This window comes from Candidatus Zixiibacteriota bacterium (assembly GCA_016933955.1).
Taxonomy (GTDB): domain Bacteria; phylum Zixibacteria; class MSB-5A5; order GN15; family PGXB01; genus JAFGTT01.
Genome location: JAFGTT010000031.1, coordinates 99617 through 113183 on the forward strand (window position 1 = coordinate 99617; position 13567 = coordinate 113183).

A 13567-nucleotide genomic window follows, 5' to 3' on the forward strand; every position below is an offset into this window, starting at 1 on the left:
AGGATTCATTAAAACCAGGAGCGATGATCATGCTTGGTCCCGGTATGGGCAGGATATTTGGAAGGGAGGCGAAAAATGAAAAATGGCTGGAATAAATGTCCTCGATTGGCGGCAGATATAATTATCGCCCATCCCGACAGCGAAATCATCTTGATTAAAAGAGGATGTGAACCATTTAAGGGGTTCTGGGCTTTGCCGGGAGGCGGGGTCGAAATAGGGGAGACGGTCGAGGAGGCGGCCATCCGGGAGGCACGGGAGGAGACGGGTCTGGATATTCGGCTGGAGGGTTTGGTTGGAGTTTATTCGGAACCGGGGCGGGACCCCCGCGGACACACGGTTTCCATTGTCTACCGGGCGACACCGATCGGCGGGCGACTCAAAGCCGAGACCGATGCGGCGGAAGTAATGAAAACCGGGGATTATTCAAGATTTAATCTGGCGTTCGATCACTCGCGAATTTTAAAGGATTATGACAGGCTGAAAAAGGGCGGACAGGGGGGCTGAAACTTTACTATTCTTAAGCTCGTCTTAAGGATAGAAATGAATATATGGCCCAATATGCAAGTATATTAGATTAAAGGAATTAGATCGGGTCGTTTTGGCCGGAGAATCGGATTGTGTGGAAAAACATTAAAGGATTAAATAATCTGGAAATATTCTGCTGGCTGGCGCTTCTGGCGGCGGCGGCGTTTATCGATCCGGTAGCCGAAGGTCACAGCTCATTTTGTCTTTTTAAGAATCTTGGTTGGGCCTGGTGTCCGGGGTGCGGATTAGGGCGATCGATTGCCTTTTTATATCATGGCGAGTTGCTGTTATCTTTGAAGACTCATCCGCTGGGGATAATCACGGTAGGAGTAATCATATATCGAATAATTTATCTTCTGCGCAGAAAACTATGGCTTTCTGCCGGATATGAAGGAGGAAGCGATGCCTGACGTTTATCAGCTACTGCCCGAAATTCAGGGTGAAGAATTGTTATATATCCAGGGTTTGCTGAAGGAAATGAGCGAAGAAAAGGCTCGTCAATTCGCCATGATTTATCGCATGCGCCGCCGAGACCCTCAGACGGTTTTACTGCTTACCCTGATCGGTTTTCTCGGTTTTGCCGGGATACAGAGGTTTTATGTCGATCAGATCGGGATGGGATTGATCTTTCTCCTGACGGCAGGACTGTGCGGGATCGGGACAATTATCGATATTATCAATTACAAGCAGTTGTCCTTTGAATATAATCAGCGTCAGGCCTTTGAAATAAAGAACACCCAGACAACCTGATAAGCGATGATACTATGGGGGTCAGCGAGGAATATCGGGAATATATTCTGGAGAGGCTGGAGGTTACGGGACGGATAACATCGCGGAGAATGTTCGGTGGTTTGGGATTATATCTGGAAGGTGTCTTTTTTGCCCTGGTCAGTGATAATGTTCTATATTTCAAGGTCGATGAAGTTAACCGACGTGATTATGAAACGGCCGGAATGGCTCCCTTCAGCCCGTACGGTGAAAATTCGTATTCAATGAGTTATTATGAAGTCCCCGAGGAAATTATTGAAGATGACCAAGCCCTGGCGGCCTGGTCATTCAAAGCTTACGAAGCGGCCCTCAGGAATAAGAAACCGTCCCGCAAAAGGAAAACCAAAAAGGTGATCGAATAGTAAAAAGGTCGGTTCTTGTGCGGTTTACCAGTTGTCGCGTATTCCCCGGAATTGGGCATCGGTTACGATTAATCTTGTCAGGCTCATAATGTGGCCTTTTTCGGCTTTGATTATAGCCCTGAGCTGATCGCTATCACCAAGAGTCTCCATAAGTTCCTGATAATATAGCAGGGTTGACTTTTCGAATGCCAGAGCCGCCCCGAGAGCCTCATCGGCGGTCTTTATATCGCCGGCCCTCTTAAACTGCTCGATTCGGAAAAACTCCGATATGGCGATAGCTTTGACAAAGAGCCCGACCTCGTAATTACTCTCATTGTCATCGATCGGTGTTTTATCCAGGATAGCTCTGAATTGGGCCTCGTGAATTTTCTCATCCTTCGAGAGATTGGAGAAAATCTCGGCGATGTCTTTCTGGGAGGAAAACTTACGGGCCATTTTTTCATAGAACTCGGCGCCCAGTTGCTCGGTTTTTGCGGCCAGTTGCAGGCTTTTATGAAGCGTCAATTCTTCCATGATTGTCTCCTTACAATGCAATTAATATTGTTTTATTATAAGACATGGATGTTGAATATTCAAGTTCTCATTTGGAGTAATCTTGCTTATATGAAGGCCGGTGACAATGGACATACGGGCCAATTCAGTGCATATTATTGCACAATGATTTATATATTTTGTTAAAAAAAACAATTTTATAGAAAATAGCTTGACATCAAGTATAAAACTGGTAAATTATAGAAGTATAAAAAGATACATGTCTTTTTAGAAACTCTTTTTGGAAACCTTTTAAAACAAATTCTTGCCTCTATAATTATGCGAGAATCTGCCAAATTTATTTTCTTAGATTTATTTAAGTGAATTGGCTTTAAATCTTTTTTATCCATTAGGAGGAGGTGGTTTTAGCGGAAATTTACAAGCAATCAGACAGTTTCCCACCCAATGAACTGTCATCAATTCTGGATGTGAGCAAGAGTAGCTAATCGTTAAAAGAGAGGTGAGTTAATGCTCAGAATGAAATCTATGCTAACGCTCGTCCTGGCTCTGACAGTATTTATGGCTTTCAGTTTGTCAGCAACCGGGAATGAGAAACCAATTGTATTACCCAGCAAAGTTGCATTGAATCCGAATCAGGAAGGTCCGGCAACTCATCCCGATGAGGCTGAGGGGCATGTGGACAGCTATGTTCCGTTGGTAGAGGAATCTGAACCTCCCGTTCAGGAACCGACTGATGAAGAACTTGAACAGGATCGTCTGATTTCCAAAGTTGGCACCTCTGCCGGTTCCAGTCAGCCGACAACCGGTGTCAAAACAGGATATATTTCAGAAGGATTTGAAGGCGGTGTGGTTCCTCCGACCAGCTGGTCGGCTATTGTCAACAACGCTTTCACCTGGGAAATCGATGCCAGTACTTCTTATGAAGGCACTTACAACGCCTCCTGTTACTATGATGAAAACTATACCGGGACTCAAGACGAGTGGCTGATCAGCCCGGCTATAGATCTCAGTGGCGCAACTTCGGATCTGAAGCTGGAATTCGCCTGGTACGGCAGTTATTACTGGGCTGTCGATCCCTATGATAACTACGACCTGGAAGTCTGGATCTCCACCGATGGTGGCACCACCTTCCCGACCAAACTCTGGGATGAGGACAGCTATGGTCTTTTCACCAACTGGACCTGGTATCTTTCGACCGTTGACCTGTCGGCTTATGTCGGCGAGTCCAATGTCGCCATCGGTTTCCGTTATTACGGCTATGATGGTGCTCATTTTGCGATCGATGCCATTTCTCTGAATGACGATCCCCCGCCGACCGGTCGTTGCTGTTATGGTGACCCGCTGGCGCCGTCATGCGGTGATTTGACCCAAGCGGACTGCGAGGCCCTGGGTAATATGCTGTCATGGGATGTCGATCTCAATTGCACCGACAATCCATGCCAACCCGCCGGCCCCGGCGACAACTGCAACAACCCGATAAAGGTTACCTTGCCGGCCGATATGCCTTATACCGATGCCAACCAGTATACCTGCGGCCGCGGTGATGATTATGCCGCCGCCGATATGTGCTATACTTATGGTTATGGCGGCGGTGAAGACATTGTTTACGAACTGAAAGTGACTGAAGAAGTTACGATCCAGATGACGATGGATCCCAAGGGCGACACCTGGACCTATGTGGAAATCAGGACCGAATGTGTTCCGCCCAACGGAACCTGTGTTTATTATTTCCGGAGTACGGCCGGCGCCGAGTACTATTCCGAGGCCGTGACTCTTGCGGCCGGGACATACTACATAATTATCGACACCTGGCCGGATCCGACCTGTCTCGCTGATTTCGATTTCACGATCGATACCTGGCAACCGCCGGTTGGCCGTTGCTGCTATGACAATCCGGTGCAATGTGCCGATGTGACCGAAGAGGATTGTACCCTCCTTGGCGGTACCTGGGATGAAACCCTCAACTGTACCGATAATCCCTGCCCGGCCGCTGCCGGCAATGACTGCAATAACCCGATTGAAATCAAGCTTCCGGGTGATATGCCGTATGCCAACAACAACACCACCTGCGGTCGCGGTAACAACTACGATGCCACCTGTCTGGGTTACTATGACGGCGGCGAGGACATCATTTACTGGCTTGATGTTGATTCACCGATCGACGTCGATATAACTGTCGATCCGTATACAACTACCTATGTCGGTGTCCTGGTTTCCGAAACCTGTCCTCCCGGCGATCCATGCCTGGCTTACAAGACGGCCTATAGCGGAGTGCTCGAACTCAAAGGCGTTCATCTTGATCCGGGCTCCTATTACATTATGGTCGACACCTGGCCGTCACCTGATTGTATTCCAACCTTTGATCTGACAATCGAGGAATCTGGCGGCACTAACCCGGGTGATCTCTGCAGTAATCCGATTTCCTTGAAACTGCCGGGTGATCTGCCGTATACGACGATTGATTCCACCTGCGGTCACGATGATTATTACAGCACCACCTGTCTGGGCTCCTATGACGGCGGTGAAGATGTCATTTTTGAACTTGATATCGACACCGAGATTGACCTGATTGTCACTCTTGACCCGATGGGAACCACCTATACGGGTATGGCCATATCCGATCAGTGCCCGCTTCCTTCCAGTAGCTGCCTGGTTATGGCGACCAATTCCGGCAGCAGCGTGTATGATATGTCGGTGACTCTCAGCCCCGGTCTTTATTACCTGATGATCGACACTTATCCTTCGCCTTACTGTATCCCCATGTTTGAATTGACCATGGATATCGACACCAGCACGCCTCCTCCGAACGACAATTGCGAAGATGTTACGCCGGTTACTCTGGCCTGGGAAACCACGACCACCTTCACCGGCAATAATACCAACGCCACCAACCAGTGCACGCTTCTCGACGACGACGGTCATGCCTGGGAGGCCTTTACGATTACCGGTCTGGCCAATGTCGTGGTCGATTACTGCGGCACCGATCCGGCCTTTGAACTGGTTTATATCGTTCTGGCCACAGCCTGCCCGTGCGAGGGCGGCGAGCTGATTTATGCCGACCCTACTGATTGGGATTTATGCGGCGACGGCAATGTCACCATGTATTTCAACCAGTTGCAACCCGGAACCTACTATATCCCGGTTCTTTCGGATCATCCATCCTACCCGGATTATTATTATGAAGGTCCGTATCAGATAAATGTCTGGGCGGAACAAACCGAACCGGAATACTGTGCGGCTTCAGGCGGTTGCGATGAATATATCGCCAATGTCACTTTCGGCGAAATCAACAACAGTAGCGATTGCGAAGGTTACGGCGATTTCACCGACCAGACGGCTTATGTGGCTTATGGAGTCGGCTACCCGATTGCCATTACCCTGGGAACAGCATACAGTTCCGATTACGGGGCAGTCTGGGTTGACTGGAACCAGGATAAGGACTTCCTTGATGCCAACGAGGAGATCACCCTCGATGTCAATTACGGAGTCGGTCCTTATACCGGAACCATAACGGTCCCGATGGATGCTGTTTCCGGTGCTACCCGGATGAGAGTTCGTCTCAACTACAGTTCATATCCCGGCCCGTGCGGCTCGACCACCTATGGTGAAGTTGAAGACTATACCCTGATGATCGGCGGCGAACCTTCGGTTCTGACCCTTGACCCGACGGAAATCGACTTCGGCGTGGTTGAACCGGCGACGACCGGAGGAACCGATCTGATTCTGGGTGCCGATGGCGAATTCGACATCAGCTTCGAGATGTCGGTTGCCTATGGCAAGAAGGCCAGTGTCGGCGGCGGCCAGTGCCTGCCCGATCTAAAGGCTAATCCTTTCCAGAGTTCAGGCCATGTTCCGAGCCTTACGGCTTCCAGCAAACAGCTTATGTTTGAAGGTTTTGAAACCAGTGTCCCGCCATCCGGCTGGACGACAGTGGTGAACAATCCTTATACCTGGGAGCAGGACAGCTATGCTCCGTATGAAGGGCTCTATAATGCCACCTGTCTTTATGATGAGACATATTCCGGGACTCAGGACGAGTGGCTGATTAGCCCCGCGATTGATTTCGGCGGAGCCAAATACGTCCTCGACTTCTGGTGGAATGGCAGTTATTACTGGGCAATTGACCCGTATGATAACTATGATCTTGAAGTCTGGATTTCCACCGATGGCGGCGCCACTTTCCCGACCAAGCTCTGGGATGAAAACAGCTATGGTGAATTCACCACCTGGGAGTGGAACAACTCCGTGGTTGACCTGTCGGCCTATAAGGACGAAAGCAATGTCAAGATTGCCTTCCGCTATTATGGCTATGACGGGGCGCAGTTCTCGGTCGATGCCTTCGCTATCAACGAGGCTCCTCTATCCTGGTTGAGTGCGGTTCCTTCCAGCGGGACTGTCCCTGCCGGTGGAACCACGACCGTGGCGGTGAATTATAATACCGCGGATCTCGATCTCGGTGTTTACACTGCCGATCTGGTCATCACTCATACGGGCGCCAAGGGGACCGACATTGTTCCGGTGACGATCGAAGTCGGTCAGACCGGCAACAATATTATTTCCATTGAACCGGCCCCGATATATGCCTTTATGGCCTTCGGTTACGGCGGCGATGTGGATATCAATGTCTACCTCGGCGGCGAATTTGCCGGCGGCGGACATGTTGTCGATGAAATTGATGGCGGGACAATTACTCTGAATGGTGTCGTCCCGGATGCCGTGGAGCAGCTTGATGGTTACGAAGATTTCACCGGCGCAGTGATGAAAATCACGCTCAATGCGCCTGACTTCCTCGGCACCTATCCGTTGCTCTGGGATGTCGACGATTATGATTATACCGTAGCGGCCGATTTCGCGGCGGGCGGAAGCTTCACCGAAGTCGGTGTGGTTACATTGTATGGTCATAAATCGGGTGATGCCAATTTCGATAACCACATTAATATTCTCGACATGACCTACCTTATCAACTACCTGTATCGTAATGGTGACCGACCGCAACCGGTTGTTCAAACCGGCGATGCCAACGGCGACGGGGCGATCAATATTCTGGATGCTACCAGGATAATGAACTACCTGTATCGCAATGGTCCGGCACCGACCCATCCGTAAAGTAGTTGAGGTATCAATTACTGGGACAGCTCTTCCGGGCTGTCCCTTTTTTATTGACTATATTTCCTCCCGGGAAATAACACCGGCAAGATTCCGCGGCGGTTAACTCGTTTTTGTCAAATGATTGCCTTTCGGAACAGAAACCGGAATCCAAAACAGGATCGTTCATTAATGTTGTCTACGGGATGGTCACTTAATTCCATATCCGAATAATAGTAGTAGCCGCCATTATCAGGGTATTCCGTGCTTATTAATTAGCTTTGGATTCTATCCGATAAGCTGATCATATGGTTACCCGCTGTTATGATATCTGGCTGTTGATAGACGTAGATATTATGCAACGGGCAAATAAAAAAAGGATGGGCCGACGGCCCATCCCTGTATGATACAATGGGAAGTATAAATCTAAGGGCAAACCGGCTGCGGCCCGCTCTTATAAAGGTAATTTATCAAGTATGTTACATCAAGGATATTGATGGAACCGGAATTATTAACATCCCCTGAAGCCTGCGGAACAGGAGCCGGTCCCGAAAGATAGAGATAATTGATAAGATAGGTGGCATCAAGGATATTAACTCCACCGCTTTGATTGACATCACCGCAGATGAAGGCAAGTTCGGTGGCAAACGAACGAGCCGTACTCCATTCGCCCCATCCGGCCGCGTTGTGAGCCTGAACCCGCCAGTAATAAGTGGTACCCTCAAGCAGATCCGAAACCTCGTAAGTCGAAACGGACATGCTTATTTCTTTTACCGGTTCGGTAAATGAAATATTCGAATCAATCTGAAGAGCATAGTTGTCCACCCCGGATAGGTCATCCCAATCAAAGGCGATCGGCAAAGCGACCTCCTCGGCGCCATCGGCTGGATAAACCGGGGTTGGTGCCGGAGGCGGGGCCAACTGGTTTTCAACCGTTAAGGTAACCGGAACATTCTGGGTCGGCAGATCGGGATCATTACTGACAATTGTCAACTGGCCGGTGTATTCACCCTCATTAAGATCAGCAGCATCGAACGAAACCGCAATGGTGTCGGAAGCATAGGGATCGACCGAACCGGAAGCGGAACTGATATTAAGCCAGCCGGCGGCTCCGAGCGATACCGCCAGATTATCATGCATATAGGCGGCATTATAAACGACCTGCAAACCGTCATCGCCGGCATCGTTTTCGATTCCGATTGTCGCCCCGGATAAACCATCGGCATCGGAACCGGGATCCATCGTCAGGTACTGAAGCAAAAGCCTGCCATTGGGGTACAGAATGGCCTGAAACGTCAGTGATCCGGTCCCGCCGCTGGAAGTATAATTCCGAATGCTGACAAAACTGACAACAAACCGAGCCTCCGATGCATCATAATAATAGTATATATTGCCGCCCTGGCGCGGATCAAGATCGTCCCACCACATGGCAATATAATTATTGGGCGTGGCCGAGTTGGGTATTGCGACATTGGTACGGGTTCTGACTCCGGAGTCGAAAGACAAAATACCGTTGGACCCGATATAGATACTTGAATAGCTGTTTTCATAAAAGGGGAAATCGAATCCGATTACAATCGCCCCGGTCGTATCATCATCACCAAGGCCGGACACCTCGGTACCGACGGTCGATATATCGATCCATCCAAAATCCGGTCCGGCCGGATCATCGGAATCAACCCAGCTGTAACCCCAGGTGTCGGGGCCGCCCGCACTCTTATCAACTCCTCCGAAGAAGGGTTCATTACTCCCCGATTCATCTCTATCGACAGGTCGATAACCGATCGGTTCGGGATTGAGGGAAGATATCGGCAGAGTCACCGCCTTGCCATTGAACATCTGGCGGCTGATCGCATAATCGAGGCGACCCGGTCCGTTGTTTGATATGATGAAGTCCTGAGATGATTGTCCATCGGTTTCCAGTGTTTCGCTGATCGATGTTTCCGGCAGGAAAATATCGGGTGCATAAATGTGCAGATTAACCGAAATATCACCGCTGGATAAATCAGGATCATTGCTGGTAAAGGTAATCTCGCCGGTATGATCCCCCGGAGTCAGACCTTCGGTAACGATTTCCACGGGAAGTATCAGGCTGTCACCGATATCGATATTATGCTGATCACGATCGAAATCGATCCAGCTGTCGGTGGAATTGAACATGATTCTCAGCAGGGCGGACCCGTTATTATATATTTTCAGATATTTCTGATCGGTATCTCCCGGCTGGAGTGAATCTCTAATGTCATCAGGCGTGTAAGACAGCTCGGGTTCACCCCCGGTACCCTCACCATATCCGGTAATAATTATATCATCGATATTCCAGCCGCAATAAACCTGCGAACCATCGGTCGGCCCGATTCCGAACCGGATACGGAAATCGGGATTACTGTCGGCGTAAGCGGCCACATCATAAACCTGTTCGCTCCATGACGATTCATCCATAGTCCCGGAATTCTGAAAGAGAGTCGTCCATGAGGTGCCGTCGTACACATCGAAATAAGCATGGTCATAACTGCTGCTTTCGACACCCAGCCAGCGGTAGAAGCTGATTCCCACATTGCTGAAATTGGAGCAATCGATATAGGGCGAAGTTATCCAGTAGGTGGTGCTGAGACCGCTGCTATAGGCACCGTCCACGGCTGTCAGATCATTGCCCATCAGGTAATTGTCAGATGTCGGAGTATGATCCGAGGCGGGGTCACCGGTGCCGTTGCCGCCGGTTCCTCCGGTGGCGGGTCCGATCTGCCATTCGCCGGAGCCGCCCAGCCCGGACCAACCCTGTTCAAAAGAGAAATCCTCATAAAAAACCTGGGTTCTGGTACCGATGAAATAGTTGAAATTGAGCTGTTCGGAATAACCCCCATCGGCAGTGACATCCAGGGTTAAATCAAAATATCGATAGTTTGATGATTCTTCTGAAATAATAAACTCATACTGAACGGTTGAGATAGCTGTCCCGCCTTCGGCCGTGATGGTCGGGAAGGTCGAGCTGTTCTGGGTGACTGAAACATCGGGATCGGTGGTGGAGAGAATGCCAAGCGTATTATAGGCATTACCGCCGCCATTATTTTTCAAGGTAATATTCAAGGAAACCGTGTCTCCCGGACCAGCCTCGGGTCCGTTGTGGCTTTGAAAAACCAGAACCGGATCATCGCTGAGAGGTTGCAGAGCGACATCGAGCCGGACAGCGTGATTGTCGGTAACGGTAACATTATTTTCCGTGTGGGTCACATAACCCGGAGCGCTGATTTCGACCGTATAGGTTCCAGCCTCGATCATCCGGTGATAGTCGCCGACATCGGGATCGGTTTTAACCTGGGAATTATCGAAATCGTGGCCAACAATGGTTATAGTCGCGTCAAGAGGCAAAGAAGTAACCGCATCAGTAATAATTCCTCTGATACCGTTCAACCCGTTTTCGAACCAGTTGAGAAAAGAACTGCGGTTGTAAATCCAGTGAGCCGGGAGTTGACTGCCGGGAAGAAGCATGGTGGTCGAAAGCTCTATGGTTACCTCGCGGCAACCATGCCACCAGTTCATATAATCCTGGCGGCCGCCATCGACTTCGTACCAGGCATACCCGTTGGTGATACCGTCATTGAAACCATCCATATAGCCGCTGCTGTAAGCATGAACGGTGTCGGCATAGGCTTGAGAGACATCAATATACCATTGGTTGTCGGCATGGAGAGTGGACCAGGTATCCCAGGGATAATTGACCACTTCGGCCCCGCCGTGAAAATTGGCGGATATGACGAATTTATTGGCTTCCGCCAGATTCATCATGACGATGGTTTCCGGTTGCCAGGGATACCCATCGGGATGGTCACCGTCCTGGGGATCGGGAAAATTTCGATTGATATCGACGCCGTTGGCATTATACCGGGTGGCTCCGGAAACCGAACTGTTACCGCCGGCATAGGTGCCATCCGGGTTGGCCAGCGGATTGATCCAGATTTCGCAGCTGTCCACCAGGCGGGTAACCAGAGAATCGGTTCCGTAGGCATTCAGAAGGGAATCAATCAGACGCAACATCAGTATATAACCGGTTGTTTCATTACCGTGCATGGTGGACGTGAACATCACTTCCGGCTCATCTTCCTCGGATCCGAGATTGTCGGAAATACGGGCAAAAAGAATATCCCGCCCTTCGACCGTCTGGCCGGCGTTGACGATTTCACACAAACCCGGGAAATCGCTTTCGAATTCATACATCATATCCACATAAGCTGTGTAAGTCGGATACGAATCCCAGGCCTTGATATCGTCCTTGGAAACAGCCATTTCGGGCTCAATCAATGTTCCTGGATGAGGTAAGACAGTTATGGAATATCCCAGATCCCGGAAATCCTGAAACTGCCTTTCATTGGCATATGCAAAAACAGTGTTGCCTTCGACATTATCTATTGAGATTAACTTGGTAATCTTGCCCAACTCCTCTCTGGAGTCGATAGTGAACTTGAAATAGGCCTCCGATGAGACGGCGGCAAGAGGGGCGAGGATAAATACGAGGGCGATAAAGGAGAGAAGAAATAAGTGTTTCATCTTACATCTCACAAAGGTATGTAATTATAGGTCCAGGCGGCGGTCATAGCGGGGACCGTCGTCATGTGGTTAGTTTCCTTATTCACTGTAAGATAAATACTTTTTTAATTCTGTCAATCAATTAAAAACCGCCCGGATCGAGTATCCGGATGTCCGGTTTCAATTTACAGCCATTGCCCGACTCCCTGAATATGTCATCCGATGTTTTACCCGTGTTTTTTTGACGAGAAATTAAGCGATCTGGTGGTTTCACGGGTTTGCTTTACCAATTGTTGAATTCTCCGACTGGCTTCGGAAACACGAGAATTGAAACCGGGTTCAAGCATGTTGAGATTCTCGAGATTGCCTTTTGATGAAATCGTCAGCGGCCGGTTATTTCGCCGTTTTTTATCCGGGATTTCATTATCTGTTTCAGGTCTGGAGGAACGATAATCAGGTGATTTCTCTTCACCGCGTTTAAGGCTGATTTTCAGCCGTCTTTTTTCCTGATTATAATCGGAAATTACCCGGATGATATCGAGATTGTGACGTCCGGCGGTTTTCAGTTTTTCAAGAGCACTATTCAGAAAATGTGATAGATTTCCATTATCATCGGATTTAATATTTTTAATCTGCTCCAGGGTGTCACCCTTAAGTTTATTGAATAACAAATCCTCATCGCTGATGGTATGACTCCCGGTAAAAGACATGAGGATAATAATGAAATCGATCACAAAGGCCAGAACCATTGAAAAAATGGCCAGGTGATCAAGAGCAAACAGGTCGCCAATAACCATAAGAAAAGCCTGTTGATTGCTGGTCGGGGATTCAACATACCGGGCCAGGAAAGGCGGCCCCGGCACCTCTATTTTTCCCGCCATAACAGCCCCGGCGGCCGCGGTCGGAAATTCTACCCAGGCGGAGTTGACCAGAAGATTCTGGTCGGTTACCGGCAGGGCGCTATTAAGGATAAGGGAGAGAGAATCGACCCGACTGATATAAGATTCAATGAAAGCCAGGTTTCGGCGGGCCTGATCCTGCTGAGTCAGAAGATAATTAAGTATGATTCCTTTGCCTTTGCCCTGGCGGTAATCGCGTCCTTCCCGCTTTTCCCAGGACTCGACCGTTCGCCGGGCACCCTCGATAATAGCCTGAACGAAGGCGTCATTACTGCCCTCATCGACCACCGTTGCCCAGCCTTTGTCCTGCTCCAGTTGAAGAAGTTGTCCGATTCGTTCCACCTGGTATCGTCCGGTTTGGGCCGCCTCGCGCGCCTTCATGCGATACTGGGCCATAACCGGCCGGGCGGCCTCGGCATATCCCGCCCGGGCATCGTGCGACCGGGTCGGTGATTTCAGAGCTGTGTCAAAATTGGCATAGGAAAAAAAGATTGAAAAAGTGGCCGCGGCCAGAAACACGGTGACATATTTAGCTCGGTTGGTTTTTATTTTCATCAAACTCCAGGCGATTCCAAGAAGGGCTATCTGCAATCCGAAAGAACCGATCAGAGCCAGAGGCGTGTTCAGCAGGATTTTCATTCCATAATAGGTCGTGAAAAATGACAGGATAGAAAGAAGAAATATGCCGGTATATATCATGATGGCTGTGAGCCCGTTTAATCTGGTCGAAAACATAGGATAACCCCTTCGTCGCCTGATTGTTGAAGCATGTATATATCTACATAGGAAATATCGGCAAAGGGCGGTTATTAATTACCGGATAGTCAATGAAAACGGGGGATTGGCGAGTTGGCCAATCCCCCGGATAAACGGAGTTAAGCAGATTTAGGGCTGGCAGATGGGTGCCGGGCC

At 49.4% G+C, this 13567-nt stretch carries 8 protein-coding genes; 5 read left to right on the top strand and 3 right to left on the bottom strand.

Annotated elements, in window-relative coordinates:
* Positions 1–75 precede the first annotated feature (75 nt).
* The 4 genes from JXQ28_11205 to JXQ28_11220 all read left to right on the top strand — a co-directional run bounded on the left by JXQ28_11205 (position 76) and on the right by JXQ28_11220 (position 1655).
* Positions 76–504, top strand: coding sequence for an NUDIX hydrolase (locus JXQ28_11205; GenBank protein ID MBN2278299.1), 429 nt, complete (start codon positions 76–78; stop codon positions 502–504).
* Positions 505–617: 113 nt separating this feature from the next.
* Positions 618–935, top strand: a complete 318-nt coding sequence (locus JXQ28_11210) for a DUF2752 domain-containing protein (GenBank protein MBN2278300.1) — start codon at positions 618–620, stop codon at positions 933–935.
* Entirely contained in the window at positions 928–1275 is a 348-nt protein-coding gene (locus tag JXQ28_11215; GenBank protein ID MBN2278301.1) for a TM2 domain-containing protein, read from the top strand. Before JXQ28_11210 ends, JXQ28_11215 begins: the two co-directional genes overlap by 8 nt.
* Positions 1276–1289: 14 nt before the next feature.
* A complete protein-coding gene (locus JXQ28_11220; protein MBN2278302.1) occupies positions 1290–1655 on the top strand; it encodes a TfoX/Sxy family protein in 366 nt (121 codons plus the stop codon).
* Positions 1656–1679: 24 nt separating this feature from the next.
* Here JXQ28_11220 and JXQ28_11225 read toward each other — a convergent pair whose 3' ends face one another.
* The gene (locus JXQ28_11225) at positions 1680–2168 is read right to left on the bottom strand and encodes a ferritin-like domain-containing protein (protein MBN2278303.1); all 489 of its coding nucleotides are present in this window, start codon (positions 2166–2168) and stop codon (positions 1680–1682) included.
* 504 nt (positions 2169–2672) lie between these two features.
* Here JXQ28_11225 and JXQ28_11230 point away from each other — a divergent pair.
* A complete protein-coding gene (locus tag JXQ28_11230) occupies positions 2673–7253 on the top strand; it encodes a choice-of-anchor J domain-containing protein (protein ID MBN2278304.1) in 4581 nt (1526 codons plus the stop codon).
* Positions 7254–7658: 405 nt separating this feature from the next.
* Here JXQ28_11230 and JXQ28_11235 read toward each other — a convergent pair whose 3' ends face one another.
* Positions 7659–11777, bottom strand: a complete 4119-nt coding sequence (locus tag JXQ28_11235) for a carboxypeptidase regulatory-like domain-containing protein (GenBank protein MBN2278305.1) — start codon at positions 11775–11777, stop codon at positions 7659–7661.
* 206 nt (positions 11778–11983) lie between these two features.
* Positions 11984–13390 carry a hypothetical protein gene (locus JXQ28_11240; GenBank protein MBN2278306.1) on the bottom strand — a complete coding sequence of 469 codons (1407 nt, stop codon included), beginning with the start codon at positions 13388–13390 and terminating at the stop codon, positions 11984–11986.
* Between the last annotated feature and the right edge of the window lie 177 nt (positions 13391–13567).